Genomic DNA, 13,059 nt, shown 5'->3' on the forward strand with positions numbered 1-13,059 from the left:
ACCGATCAGTTAATTAACTGATCGGTTTCATAAGATGTCGACGGACCCGCTCAGCCTGACCTTCGCAGCCCTCGCCGACCCGACGCGCCGCGCCATCCTGGCCAGGCTGTCGCAAGGCGAGAGTTCGGTGAAGGAACTGGCCGAGCCCTTCGCGATGAGCCTGCCGGCGGTCTCCAAGCACCTGAAGGTGCTGGAGCGCGCCGGGCTGATCACGCGGGGGAAGGAAGCCCAGTGGCGACCTTGCCGGCTCGACCCCGGCCCGCTGCAGGACGTCTCGCAATGGCTGGAGCATTACAGCCGTTTCTGGGACCAAAGCCTGGGGCGGCTGGACGAGATGCTCCGCGAGATCAAGGCGAAACTACCCGATGAACCCGGCGTTTGACGCCAAAGCCATTCCTTTTGCTCAGTTTCAGGTGCTCGTCATGCTCAAGACCATTCTTCTGACCCTGCTCGGCCTCGTCGCGACTGGCGCCGTCGTCGTGCTCGTCCTGGCCGCCCGCAAGCCCGATACCTTCCAGGTCACGCGTTCCATCGCGATCAATGCCGCGCCGGAGCGGATCTATCCGCTGATCGCCGACTTCCGGGCCTGGGGCGCCTGGTCGCCCTGGGAGAAGAAGGACCCCGCGATGAAGCGCAGCTTCGGCGGGCCGGAGACCGGCGTCGGCGCGACCTATGCCTGGGCCGGCGACAAGAATGTCGGCGAAGGCAGCATGCGCATCACCGAGGCCCAGGTGCCGGGCAAGCTTGGGCTCAAGCTCGATTTCCTCAAGCCCTTCGAGGCGCATAACGACGTCGTCTTCGCACTGACCCCGCAGGGTCAGCAGACGAACGTGACCTGGATCATGACCGGCCCGACGCCGTTCGCGGCCAAGATCATGCATGTCTTCATGGACATGGATCGCATGGTCGGCGGCGATTTCGAAAGCGGTCTCAAGGCCATGAAGGCCGCGGCCGAGCGCGCCGCCTGAGGCGGCGCATAATCCCGATCACCCAGAGAACGAGAAACCAGAGGAGAGAGACCATGATGGGCGAACCGCAGAAGGAACATGAGTGGCTCCACCAGCTGATCGGCGACTGGACCGCCGAGATGAACTGCTCGATGGGGCCGGACCAGCCGCCTTCCTCGTCGAAGGGTACGGAGAGCGTGCGCTCGCTCGGCGGGCTCTGGACGCTGGGCGAGGGGCAAGGCGAAGGGCCTGACGGCAAGCCGGTCACCAGCCTGATGACCCTCGGCTTCGACCCGGCCAGGGGCCGCTTCGTCGGCAGCTTCGTCGCCTCGATGATGACGATGATGTGGACCTATGACGGCGCGCTCTCGGCCGACGGCAAGTCGCTGGTCCTCGACACCGAGGGGCCGAGCATGACCGGCGACGGCTCGATGACGAAGTATCAGGACATCATCACCTTCCTGTCGCCTGACCACCGCACCCTGACCTCGCGGGCGCTTGGCCCGGACGGCCAGTGGAGCGAGTTCATGGCCGCCAACTACCACCGCAAGCGCTGAGCGCTTCCCACAGGCACGCAGGAGGATACGCGATGAAACTGTCGACCTATCTGATGTTCGAGGGCAATTGCCGCGAGGCTTTCACCCATTATCACAAGGTCCTGGGCGGCACGATCCAGGCCATGATGGACCACAAGGGCACGCCGGCCGAGGAGCATGTCCCGGCGGAATGGCGCGATAAGATCCTGCATGCCTGCCTCGAGATCGAGGGCCAATTGCTGATGGCCTCGGACGCGCCGCCGAACAACAGCGACGGCCCGATGCGCTCGGTCTCGGTCAGCGTCAGCGTGCCGACGCCGGAGGAGGCGGACCGCATCTTCGCTGGCCTGTCCGAGGGCGGCGCCAAGATCACCATGCCGATCGGCGAGACCTTCTGGTCGCCGCGCTTCGGCATGCTGATCGACCGCTTCGGCACCAACTGGATGGTTGGCGCGGACATGCCGGCCGATCAGGCGAATTGCGGTTGACCGCATTCGAGCCCCCGGCCAACCAAGGCAGGCGCGGGGAACCCCTCTCCTGCATCGAAGTCGGCTGTTGCCGACTTCGACACTTGAAGTGCTGATCTCGGCAACAGCCGAGATCAGTAAGAGGGGCAGGGGTGAGGTGTAGGCCCTTGGACCAGCGTCGACCGGGTGACCGTACCACCGCTGTCTTCCCGTGCGTGCTGCGGCGCGCAGTGCCGCTGCGCAGACACGGGACCGTCCCCGGAAAAGGGCGTCTTTTCTGCGCGCGCCCCAGAGAGGCGCCTCTTCTTGCACACGATCCCGGGTCTGCGCAGCAGCATTGGCATGCTGCAGCGCGCACGGGATGACACGCTTTTCTCGTCGTCAGCGCGGCCTTCCCCGAATGGTGCGGCCGCTACGACCGCCCGCCATCCACCGAGAGCACCTGCCCGCTGATCCAGCCGGCCTGCTCGCTCAGGAAGAACAGCGTGGCGTTGGCGATGTCCTCGGGCGTGCCGAGCCTGCGGGTATGGATGCTCTCGACAAGCTTCTTCTGCCCCTCCGGCCCATAGCTCTGCCATTGCCGCTCGCTCGCGGGATTGGAGCGCACGAAGCCCGGCGCCACCGAGTTCACGGTGATGCCATGCGGGCCGAACTCCCAGGCGAGCTGCTTGGTCAATCCGACCAGCGCATGCTTGGCGCTGGCATAGGCCTGGATGCCGGTGAGGCTCGGCCTCAAGCCCGCGCCCGACGAGATCGTCACGATGCGTCCATAGCCGGCCTGCTTCATCGCGGGCGCCGCCGCCTGCGCCAAAAAGAAGGCGGCATCGACATTGGCGGCGAAGATCACACGCCAATCCCCCTCGGAAATCGCCTCGATCGCCCGTCCGACCTGTCCGCGCACCCCGCCGGCGGCATGGACGAGAAGGTCGAGCCGGCCATCCGCAGCCACGATCTCCCGCACCAGCGCCTGTGCGTCTTCGGGCGAGCCGAGATCGGCGGCATGGCCGGTCGCGCCGATCGCTTTCGCGGCGGCCTGCACACCGCCCTCGTCGATATCGGCGAGATGGACGCGCGCGCCCGCTTCCGCCAGCGCAGCGGCGATCGCGCGCCCGATGCCCTGGGCTGCGCCGGTGACGAGTGCTACGCGGCCGTCGAAGCGGATCTGCATTGGTCGATCAATACCTTGAGCGTCTCGAAGGCCATCGGGCGGCGGCCGTCCTCGATGTCGTGGATCAGCGAAACCAGCGTCTCGATCGCGGGCGTCGCGATGCCGACCTCGCGGCCGAGCATGGCGATGACGCCGATCTGCGGGTCGACCTCGGTCTTGCGCTTGCGCACGGCGAGATCGCGCCAGATGCCGGAATGGGTCTTGGCCGTCTGCGACGTGTAGTGCGCGAGCCAGCGAATGGTCTCGACCTGCGGGGCTTCCGGCCGGCCGGGCGCGAAGACCATCGGGTCGAATTCGCCGAAGCCGAGCGAGGTCACGCCGCGCTTCGCCGCGACCGCACCGACCTCGCGCCCGAGCGCGAGCCAGACCGGCAGCCGCTGCGGATCGGCGAAGTTCGCTGACATCGAATCATCGGTCAGCGCCGTCCCGAACAGCATCGCGCCATAGGCGAGCTTGCCCCAGAGATAGCCGAAGATGTTGTCGGTCAGAATCGCGTCGGGCTCGAACAGCTGCATCAGCCGGTGCATCTCGGTCGCGCGCGGGCTGATCGATCCGTCGATCTCGCCGACGACCGTAGCACCGCGATTGCCGTAGAGGATCTCGCCTGGCCCGAGCCAGTCGGCGCCGAAATTGACGAAGCAGCCCATCGTGCGCCGCTCGCCGACCGCCCTCGCGATGGCGAGTTCGTTCAGCCCGTTCTGGGCGGAGAGCACGAAGCCTTCATCAGTCAGATGCGGCTTCAACGCGGCGAGCGCCGCTTCCGTCGCGCCGGCCTTCACGGCGAGCACGATACGGCTGTAGCGGCCGGTCAGCTCAGCCGGCGTTGCGGCTGGGACGATCTGCGTGAATGCCTCGACCGGTCCGGTGATGGCGAGGCCCTTGGTCCGGCAGGCCTCGACATGCTCCGCGACGATATCGACGAGCAGGACCGGAATGCCGGCCCGCGCCCAATAGGCCCCGAGCGTGCCGCCGATGGCGCCGGCGCCCCAGATCAGGATGGGCTCGCTCACGCCTGCCCCGCCAGCTCGACATGGTCATGCGTGGCGACATGGATCAGGCCGTCTGCCGTCACCCATCCCCGATACATGCCTTCGGTGTTGTAGGGGGCGACGATTCCGCCATCGGCGCCGACCGCCACGAGTCCCGCGCCGATCTTGTGCTCGGAGAGCTCGGCCAGGACGGCGTCCGTCGCCGCTTCCAGCGAGAGGCCCTTATAGGCGATCAGCGACGCGATCTCATGGCCGACGCAGTAGCGGATGAAATACTCGCCCTTGCCGGTGCCGGAGACGGCGCAGCGCCCGTCACGGGCATAGGTGCCGGCGCCGATGATCGGGGAATCGCCGACACGGCCGACCGGCTTGTTGGTATAGCCGCCGGTCGAGGTCGCGGCGGCGAGGTGGCCCTCAGCGTCGCAGGCGACGGCCCCGACCGTGCCGTGCTTCTCGGCCTCGCTCGCCTCGGCGGCGGTGCCGACGATCTCGCGCAGCTTCATCGAGGCGAGGTTCTTGCGCCGCCGCTCGGTCGAGAAATGCTCGTTTGCGACGGTGTCGACGCCTTCATGCTCGGCGAAGTCATCGGCGGCAGGGCCGGCGAGCAGCACGGGATCGCCGCGCAACATCAGCGCCTTGGCGGCCACGATCGGATTGCGGATGCGCTTGGCGCCGCAGATCGCGCCGGCCGCCAGCGTCGCCCCGTCCATGATCGAGGCGTCCAGCTCATGCTCGCCCTCGGTGTTGAAGGCGGAGCCGTGGCCGGCGTTGAAATGCGGGGAATCCTCCATCACCCGCACGGCCGCCTCGACGGCGTCGACAGCGGCGCCGCCCTTGCTCAGGATCGCCCAGCCGGCCCTGAGCGCGCTGGCGAGATCGGACCGGGCCTGGGCCCATTCGGCCTCCGTCATCTCGGCTTTCGGCAAGGTGCCGCAGCCGCCATGGATGGCAAGCGCGAGGGTCATGTCGGTATCCTGTCGGGTCTTGAACGTGATCCGCCCTGGCCGGCTTGAGCCGGCCAGGGCTTGGAAGGCGGCCCCGTTACTTCTTGGCGGGCTTGATGTCCATCGCCAGCGTGTCCTCGTCGACGCGCGGGGTGATCGTCACCTTGTCCTTCTGCATCGCCCAGGCGGAGCCGACGGCGGCGATCGGCAGGCGCGGCCGGTCCTTGGCGATGATCGCGGCGGCGTCGGACAGCATCTGGTTGCGCTTGGCCTCGTCCATCTCGACGGCCGCGTCCTCGATCAGCTTGTCGACTTCGGCATTCTTGTAGCCGAGCACGTTGAAGGCGCCGAGCTTCTTGGCCGGGTCGTTGGAATGGACCACCGAGGAGAGCGTGTAGTTCGCCTCGCCCGTCAGCGTGCCCCAGCCGGACATCGACAGCGAGAAATCGCCGCGCAGGCGCGCCGGGAAGAACACTGCGCCGGGCTGCGCATTGGCGTTCACCTCGATGCCGATGCGCGCCAGCATCTGCGCGATCGAGGTGCCGACCTGCCGGTCGCCGGGCAGGCGGTCATTGGTGAAGGAGAAGCCGACCTTGAAGCCGTTGGGATAGCCGGCTTCCTCCATCAGCTTCTTCGCCTTGGCGAGGTCCGGCTTGAGCGCCGGCAGGCTCTTGTTGAAGCCGGCGATGGTCGGCGTCACCAGCTGGTTGGCGGGCGTGCCGAGCCCTTCCATCGCGATCTCCGCCAGTGCCGGTCGGTCGATGGCGAGGTCGATCGCCTCGCGCACCCGGACATCCTGCAGCGGATTCTTCGGCAGGGCCGAGCCGTCCTTGGCGCTGACCTGCGGGGACTTGTCCCGCATGTCGAGCTCCATGTTGAAGAGATAGACGCTTTCGATCGTCGCGACATTGAGCTTGGGATCGCGCTTCAGCGTCGGCACGTCGGAAGCCGGTGCGCGCACGATAATGTCGACCTGGCCCGCCTTGAGCTGGGCGACGCGGGCGGCGTCGTTCGGCAGCTCCTTGCGGACGACCTTGGCCCAATGCTCCTTCGCGCCCCAGTAGCCGTCGAAGCGGTCGAGAACCATCTGGTCCTTCGGCGTCCAGGAGACGAACTTGTAGGGGCCGGTGCCGACCGCCGCCTTGCCGGAATTGAAGGCCTCGTTGGCATTGTCCTTGGTCAGGCCGGCGGCGGCCTTGTGCGAGACGATGAAGAGCCGGATGAAATCGTTCGGCAGGTTCGGCGCCGGCCCGTCGGTGACGATATGGACCGTCAGCGGGTCGACGATCTTCACCTCCTTCACGCGCCGGACATAGATCGTCGTCGGGTTCGGCCCGGCGACGACCGGGATGCGCTCGATCGAGAACTTCACGTCCTCGGCGGTGAAGTCCGAGCCGTCATGGAACTTGACGCCGGGGCGCAGCTTGAACTCCCAGACCGTCGGCTCCAGCGTCTTCCAGCTCAGCGCGAGGCGCGGCTCGATCTGGAGCTTGTCGCCCGACCAGGTCAGCGTGTCGAAGACATGCTTCAGCGCCTCGGCATGGGTGCCGGTCGCGGTGAAATGCGGGTCGATCGATTCCGGACCGGCGCGAACGCCGATGGTCAGCGTCTGGGCGAGTGCGCCGGTCGAGACGGTGGCGCCGAGCAGGGCGGCGACGGCGGCTAGGCGGAAGCTCTTCACGATTGTCATGACGGTATCCCCTGTTTTTGTGTGGTTATGACTGGAGTTCCTGAGGCCAGGCGGGCGAGGCGATGACGAGCTTGTCCATCAAGGCGCAGAGTTGGCGCTGCTCGTCCGCGCTGAGGCCGGCGAGCATCGCCGTCTGGTGCTCGACCATCGGCACCATGGTCTCGTCGAATATCTTGCGTCCGGCCGGCGTGAGATGGAGCACATAGCTGCGCAGGTCGTCCGGATCGGTCTCGCGCTTGAGCAGGCGCCGCTGCAGCAACTTCTGCACGGCGCGCGAGAGCGTGTTCTTCGGCAGGCCGGAAGAGGCGACAATGTTCTTGGCGGCGACACCTTCCTTCAGGCCCACCGCGTAGAGCGCGACGAATTCCGGCCGGACGAGGCCGTAGCGCGTCTCGATCCAGCGATAGACCGGGTCGTTGAAGCGGAAGGCGACGAAGTTCAGCCGGAAGGACAGCCAGCAGGGATTGTCCCAGAGCTTGGTCACGGTCAGCGGATCGAGCTCGGCCAATGCGGCCTCGCGCTCCGGATCGGCGCGGGAAGGAGAGGTCGGCGCGCGTCGCATCGGGAATATCTCTCGGCCGATTTAGTTCCAAATGGAACTTGACGCTCCCGGAGGCCGGAGTCAAGGATGCCTGCAACGGGTGGTCCGCGCTGCCTGCCGGATTGTCTACCGCTTGCGGAAGCTAAGCAAGGATCGCGCCGTGCGTGTCGCCGACTTGAACTGGATGCAGATCGAGGCCCAGGCGAAGCGGGATGACCGTTGCGTCCTGCCGCTCGGCAGCGTCGAGCAGCACGCCTATTTGAGCCTCGCGACCGACGTGATCCTCTCGGAGCGCGTGGCGCAGGAGGCAGCCGAGCCGCTCGGCATTCCCGTCTTTCCGGTGCTGGCCTATGGCCTGACGCCGGGCTTCCTGAATTTCCCCGGCAGCATCTCGCTGAAACTGAGCACTTATGCGGCCTTGCTCGGCGACATCTTCGACGGCTTCTATCGCTCGGGCTTCCGCCGCATCATCCTCGTCAACGGCCATGGCGGCAATTCTCCCGCCCTCAACTTCGCGACCGAATGGCTGGATGCGCATCCCGATGCCAGCATTCGCTTGCACAATTGGTGGGCGGCGCCGCAATTCCAGGCGGCGGTCCAGGCGGTCGATCCGGCGGCCTCGCACGCCTCCTGGATGGAGAACTTCCCCTGGACGCGGCTCGCTGGCGTCACCATGCCCGACACGCTGAAGCCGCCCTTCAACGCGGCCGAGTATCAGGCCGCGAGCCCGGCCAAGCGCCGCGAAATCCTCGGCGACGGCAATTTCCACGGGCTCTACCAGCGGTCGGACGAGGAGATGCTCCGGCTCTGGCAGGTCGGTGTCGCGGAGACGCGAGCCGTGATGGTGGAGAACTGGCCGTGAGGCCGCGCCGGAAGCTCCACCGATGCTAGGCCATGTCGCCGTCCGGCTGGCGCAGGCGCTCGTCGTCATGCTCGTCATGTCGGTGCTGGTCTTCGTCGGCGTCTATGCGATCGGCAACCCGATCGACGTGCTGATCGGCCCCGATGTCAGCCAGGAGCTGCGCCTCCAGACCATCGCCCAATACGGGCTCGACCGGCCGCTCTGGGAGCAGTACCTGACCTTCCTCGGCCGCGTGCTGCACGGCGATTTCGGCCGCTCCTTCGTCTTCGGCATGCCGGTGATGGACCTGATCCTGTCGCGCCTGCCGGCGACGCTGGAATTGACGCTGGCCGCGGTCTGCGGCGCGGCCTTGATCGGCATCCCCGCCGGAATCTATGCCGGCTACCGGCCGGACAGCTTTGCCTCGAAGCTGATCATGACGGTCTCGATCCTCGGCTTCTCGGTGCCGACCTTCTGGATCGGCCTCGTCCTGATCATGGCCTTCGCCGTCGAACTGCAATGGCTGCCGGCCGGCGGCCGCGGCGAGACCGTCCCGATCCTCGGCGTCGAATGGAGCTTCCTGACGCTGAACGGCCTAAGCCATCTGCTGCTGCCGGCGCTGAACCTCGCCTTCTTCAAGCTCGCCCTGATGACGCGCCTTGCCCGCGCCGGCACGCGCGAGACCATGCTCTCCGACACCGTGAAATTCGCCCGTGCAGCCGGCCTGTCCGAGTGGACGGTGCTGCGCCGGCATGTGCTCAGGCTGATCGCGATCCCGCTCGTCACCGTCTTCGGTCTCGAATTCGCCTCGACGCTGGCTTTCGCCGTGGTCACCGAGACGATCTTCTCCTGGCCCGGAATCGGCAAGCTGATCATCGATTCCATCCAGTCGCTCGACCGGCCGGTGATGGTCGCCTATCTCATGCTCGTCGCCTTCGTCTTCATCACCATCAACTTCCTCGTCGACCTCGCCTATGTCGGGCTCGATCCGCGGTTGCGGAAAGGAGGCGCACGATGAAGAACGCCTCTCCCGTCGCCCGCTTCTGGGCCGAATTCCGCGAAAGCAGGACGGCGGTCATCGCGCTCGCCGTCGTCGTGCTGATCATCGGCATCGCCCTGCTCGCGCCGCTGGTCGCGCCGCAGAACCCTTACGACCTCGCCAATCTCTCGCTCTCCGATGCGCGTCGCCCGCCCGGTTTCGTCGGCGAAGGCGGCTACACCCATTGGCTCGGCACCGACGCGCAGGGGCGTGACCTGCTCTCGGCCATCCTCTACGGCCTGCGCATCTCCCTCCAGATGGGGCTGGTCGCCGGCGCGATCGCCTTCACGCTGGGCGTCGCGCTCGGCATCGGCGCGGCCTATGCCGGCGGGCGCCGCGAAGCCTTCATCATGCGCGTCATCGATCTGCAGCTCGCCTTCCCGGCGATCCTGCTGGCGCTGGTGCTCTCTGCCTTGCTGGGGCAGGGGAAGGTGCAGCTCATCGCCGCGCTCGCGGCCGCGCAATATGCCTATTTCGCCCGCACCGCCCATGGCGCGGCCTCGGCCGAGCGCGGCAAGGACTATGTCGAGGCCGTCCTCTCGACGCCGCTGCCGGGCTGGCGCGTCGTGCTGCGCCATATCTTCCCGAACTGCCTGCCGCCCCTGATCGTGGTCGCGACCGTGCAGGTGGCCAATGCCATCGCGCTGGAGGCGACGCTCTCCTTCCTCGGCGTCGGCCTGCCGGTGACCGAGCCCTCGCTCGGCATGCTCATCGCCAACGGCTTCCAGTACATGCTCTCCGGCCGCTACTGGATCTCGATCTATCCCGGCATCGCGCTCATCGTGCTGATCGTCGCCATCAACCTCGTCGGCGACCGCATCCGCGATCAGGTCAATCCGAGGCTGAAGCGATGAGCGACGCGCCTCTCCTCGAAGTCACTGGCCTCGCCACGCATTTCCACGCTCGCGCCGGCCTGGTGAAGGCGGTCGATGGCGTCTCCTTCGCGCTGAAGCGCGGCGAGGTGATGGGCCTCGTCGGCGAATCCGGCTCGGGCAAGAGCATCACCGGCTTCTCGATCATCGGGTTGATCGATCCGCCCGGCCGCGTCGAGCCAGGCTCCTCGGTCAAGCTGGAGGGGCGGGAACTCACCGGCCTGCCGCCTGCCGCATTGCGCAAGGTCCGCGGCAAGCAGATCTCGATGGTCTTCCAGGACCCGATGATGACGCTGAACCCGATGCTGACCATCGGCACGCAGATCAGGCTGGCCCTGGAAGCGCATCAGGCGGTCTCCGGTGCCGAGGCGCGCCGCCGCGCCGTCGCGGCCTTGGCGCAGGTCCGCATTCCCGATGCCGAGGCCAAGGTCGATTTCTACCCGCACCAGTTCTCCGGCGGCATGCGCCAGCGCGTCGCCATCGCGATCGCCCTGCTGCACCGGCCGAAGCTGATCATCTGCGACGAGCCGACGACCGCGCTCGATGTCTCCGTGCAGGCCGAAATCCTCGCCGAGATGAAGGAGCTCGTCGCCGAACTCGGCACGGCGCTGATCTGGATCAGCCATGATCTCGCCGTGGTCGCGGAACTGGCCGATCATGTCTGCGTCATGCGCCACGGCAGGGTCGTCGAGGCCGGGCCGACGCTCGACGTGCTGACCCATCCGCAGCACCCGTATACGCAGGCCCTGCTCGACGCGCTGCCTTCGCGCTCCGAGCCCGGCAAGCTCCTGGCCGGCGGCGTCGGTTCCGATGTCGCGCCGCCGCCGCGCGCCGTGAAGCAGGCACCGCCCGCCGTCGCCGATGCCACGCACTATGTTCGCATCGAGCATGTCGCCAAGCGTTTCGCCGGGACACCGGGCCTGTTCCGCAAGCTCGCCCAGAAGATCGGCCTGTCCAGGCCGCCGGCCGCCGTGCAGGCGGTCGACGACGTCACGCTGGTGCTGAAGCGCGGCGAGGCGCTCGGCCTCGTCGGCGAATCCGGCTCCGGCAAGTCGACGCTCGGGCGCGTCGCCGCCGGCATCTATGCCCCCGACAGCGGCTCCGTCCGTATCGATGGCGCACCGGTGATGAGCGCGGGCGAGCCGCCGCACAAGGTCACGACGCGCGTCCAGACCATCTTCCAGGACCCTTTCGCCTCGCTCAACCCGCGCATGACGGTCGGTGACAGCATCGCCGAGGGGCCATTGGCGCATGGGCTCGTCGAGCGCGCGCAGGCGAAGGACTATGTCCGGCAATGGCTGGCGGCGGTCGGGCTGAACCCTGATTTCGCGGATCGCTACCCGCATCAGTTCTCAGGGGGGCAGCGCCAGCGCGTCGCCATTGCCCGCGCGCTCGCGATGCAGCCCGATGTCGTCGTCTGCGACGAGCCGGTCGCCTCGCTCGACGTCTCGATCCAGGCGCAGATCATCAACCTGCTGATCCGGCTCAGGCAGGAACTCGACCTGACGCTGATCTTCATTTCGCACGACCTCTCGGTCGTCCGCCATCTCTGCGACCGCGTCGCCATCATGTATCGCGGCCGGATCGTCGAGAGCGGCCCGGCGGGTGAGGTCTACGACCATCCGCAGCACGACTACACCAAGCGCCTGCTCGCCGCCGTGCCGGTATTGCCGGGCGCTGCGACGACCTGAGGAGAGCCGCCATGACGAGCCAGCCCGATGAACTCCTGCCCTGGCAATGGCCGGAAGAGGTCTGGCGCGGCAAGGTCGAGCAGGTCCGCGCCGGCCGCAATCTCAAGCCCGCGAAATGGAAGAACGGCGCGCGCTGCGCGGTCGCTCTTTCCTTCGATGTCGATCACGAAACCAACGAATTGCGCGACGGCGGCAAGTCGGTCGGGCGCCTGTCCTGGGGCCAATACGGCAACCGCGTCGGCGTGCCGCGCATCCTCGACCTCCTGAAACGGCAGGACATCCCGGCGAGCTTCTTCGTGCCGGCCGTCACCGCCCTGCTCTATCCGGAAGAGCAGCGCCGCATTATCGGCGCCGGCCATGAGATCGGTCTCCATGGCTGGATTCACGAGGTCAATACGGCCGTGCCGCCCGAAAACGAGCGCGAATTGCACCTGCGCTCGGCCGATACGCTGGAGAAGGTCACCGGTGTTCGGCCCGTCGGCATGCGCACGCCGTCCTGGGACTTTTCCGACGTGACGCTCTCGATCGAGCGCGAGCTCGGCCTGCTCTACGATTCCTCGCTCTTCGCCGATGACGACCCCTATGAGATCGTCGAGAAGGGCGAGCCGACCGGCATTGTCGAACTGCCGGTCGAATGGATCCGCGACGACGCGCCTTATCTCAGCATGAACCGCTTCCAGGCGCTCCGACCCTATACGTCGCCGGAGGCGGTCTTCGACATTTTCCGCCGCGAGTTCGAGGGCGCCTATGCCGAGGGCGGGCTCTTCCTGCTGACCATGCATCCGCATGTCATCACCTATCGCTCGCGCTTCTGGATCCTCGAGGAGCTGGTCCGATTGGCCAAGGCGAAGGGTGATTGCTGGTTCGCGACCCATGCCGAGATCGCGGCCTATGTGAAGGCTGAGACCGGCCTCTGAAACGCCGCAGCGCGGGAACCGCTGCCCGATTCCCGCCGTTTTCGCTTCATCGGGGGTTCAGGCCGGAAGCGGCCTGATACCCGCACGTTGAAACGAACGACGGGAATAAAGATGCGCACGAAACGCTGGTTGCTGGTCGGGACCGTCCTGCCGGCCCTCGTCCTTTCGCAAGCCGGGCAGGCCTTCGCCGAGGCCGGATACCGGGTCGCACAGGCCCCCGCCGCCGGAGACAATGATCCCCGCGCGCCACGGCAGCGGCCGCAGCCTCCACAAGGTGGACAGCCCGGCCAGCAGCGTGGTCCGGAACGGCCCGCTGCCCCGGCTGCGCCTGCCCAGCCGCAGGCGCCGCGCCCGCCGCAGATGCAGCCAGCTCCGGCCGCGCCCCGGCCGCAGCCTCCCGCCATGCCCGCTCCCCAG

At 67.2% G+C, this 13,059-nt stretch carries 15 protein-coding genes; 9 read left to right on the forward strand and 6 right to left on the reverse strand.

The genetic code is table 11. The features are described from left to right. The first annotated feature begins 34 nt into the window (after positions 1 to 34). Genes NUV79_RS11700 through NUV79_RS11715 form a run of 4 tightly spaced genes read left to right on the forward strand, consistent with a single transcriptional unit; the run spans position 35 to position 1,971 of the window. Positions 35 to 382, forward strand: a complete 348-nt coding sequence (locus tag NUV79_RS11700) for an ArsR/SmtB family transcription factor (protein WP_257733253.1) — start codon at positions 35 to 37, stop codon at positions 380 to 382. Between the two features lie 40 nt (positions 383 to 422). Then, on the forward strand, positions 423 to 968 hold the full coding sequence (locus NUV79_RS11705) for an SRPBCC family protein (RefSeq protein ID WP_257733254.1): 546 nt from the start codon (positions 423 to 425) through the stop codon (positions 966 to 968). A gap of 53 nt (positions 969 to 1,021) precedes the next feature. Beyond that, complete coding sequence (locus NUV79_RS11710; protein WP_257733255.1) at positions 1,022 to 1,504, forward strand: DUF1579 domain-containing protein; 483 nt, start codon at positions 1,022 to 1,024, stop codon at positions 1,502 to 1,504. 32 nt (positions 1,505 to 1,536) lie between these two features. Beyond that, positions 1,537 to 1,971, forward strand: a complete 435-nt coding sequence (locus NUV79_RS11715; RefSeq protein WP_257733256.1) for a VOC family protein — start codon at positions 1,537 to 1,539, stop codon at positions 1,969 to 1,971. 391 nt (positions 1,972 to 2,362) lie between these two features. Here NUV79_RS11715 and NUV79_RS11720 read toward each other — a convergent pair whose 3' ends face one another. From NUV79_RS11720 to NUV79_RS11740, 5 genes are all read right to left on the reverse strand, one after another. Further along, a complete protein-coding gene (locus tag NUV79_RS11720) occupies positions 2,363 to 3,118 on the reverse strand; it encodes an SDR family NAD(P)-dependent oxidoreductase (RefSeq protein WP_257733257.1) in 756 nt (251 codons plus the stop codon). Continuing rightward, positions 3,091 to 4,128: a ketopantoate reductase family protein gene (locus NUV79_RS11725; protein ID WP_257733258.1), complete on the reverse strand. Its 1,038-nt coding sequence runs from the start codon at positions 4,126 to 4,128 to the stop codon at positions 3,091 to 3,093. Before NUV79_RS11725 ends, NUV79_RS11720 begins: the two co-directional genes overlap by 28 nt. Next, complete coding sequence (locus NUV79_RS11730) at positions 4,125 to 5,072, reverse strand: isoaspartyl peptidase/L-asparaginase family protein (protein WP_257733259.1); 948 nt, start codon at positions 5,070 to 5,072, stop codon at positions 4,125 to 4,127. Before NUV79_RS11730 ends, NUV79_RS11725 begins: the two co-directional genes overlap by 4 nt. A 76-nt stretch (positions 5,073 to 5,148) precedes the next feature. Beyond that, a complete protein-coding gene (locus NUV79_RS11735) occupies positions 5,149 to 6,741 on the reverse strand; it encodes an ABC transporter substrate-binding protein (RefSeq protein WP_257733260.1) in 1,593 nt (530 codons plus the stop codon). Positions 6,742 to 6,766: 25 nt separating this feature from the next. Next, positions 6,767 to 7,303, reverse strand: coding sequence for a MarR family winged helix-turn-helix transcriptional regulator (locus NUV79_RS11740; protein WP_257733261.1), 537 nt, complete (start codon positions 7,301 to 7,303; stop codon positions 6,767 to 6,769). Positions 7,304 to 7,442: 139 nt separating this feature from the next. Here NUV79_RS11740 and NUV79_RS11745 point away from each other — a divergent pair, with 139 nt between their 5' ends. The 5 genes from NUV79_RS11745 to NUV79_RS11765 are packed head-to-tail and all read left to right on the forward strand — an operon-like array spanning position 7,443 to position 12,642. Beyond that, positions 7,443 to 8,144, forward strand: a complete 702-nt coding sequence (locus tag NUV79_RS11745) for a creatininase family protein (protein ID WP_257733262.1) — start codon at positions 7,443 to 7,445, stop codon at positions 8,142 to 8,144. Positions 8,145 to 8,166: 22 nt separating this feature from the next. Beyond that, complete coding sequence (locus NUV79_RS11750) at positions 8,167 to 9,141, forward strand: ABC transporter permease (protein WP_257733263.1); 975 nt, start codon at positions 8,167 to 8,169, stop codon at positions 9,139 to 9,141. Further along, positions 9,138 to 10,016, forward strand: coding sequence for an ABC transporter permease (locus NUV79_RS11755; RefSeq protein WP_257733264.1), 879 nt, complete (start codon positions 9,138 to 9,140; stop codon positions 10,014 to 10,016). Before NUV79_RS11750 ends, NUV79_RS11755 begins: the two co-directional genes overlap by 4 nt. Then, positions 10,013 to 11,725, forward strand: a complete 1,713-nt coding sequence (locus tag NUV79_RS11760; protein ID WP_257733265.1) for a dipeptide ABC transporter ATP-binding protein — start codon at positions 10,013 to 10,015, stop codon at positions 11,723 to 11,725. Before NUV79_RS11755 ends, NUV79_RS11760 begins: the two co-directional genes overlap by 4 nt. A gap of 11 nt (positions 11,726 to 11,736) precedes the next feature. Next, positions 11,737 to 12,642, forward strand: coding sequence for a polysaccharide deacetylase family protein (locus NUV79_RS11765; protein ID WP_257733266.1), 906 nt, complete (start codon positions 11,737 to 11,739; stop codon positions 12,640 to 12,642). 57 nt (positions 12,643 to 12,699) lie between these two features. Here NUV79_RS11765 and NUV79_RS11770 read toward each other — a convergent pair. Then, positions 12,700 to 13,059 (reverse strand): hypothetical protein (locus NUV79_RS11770; protein WP_257733268.1); only part of this gene is annotated, 360 nt, incomplete at its 5' end.

It is taken from the genome of Allobosea sp. 47.2.35 (genome assembly GCF_024655635.1).
Lineage (GTDB): Bacteria > Pseudomonadota > Alphaproteobacteria > Rhizobiales > Beijerinckiaceae > Allobosea.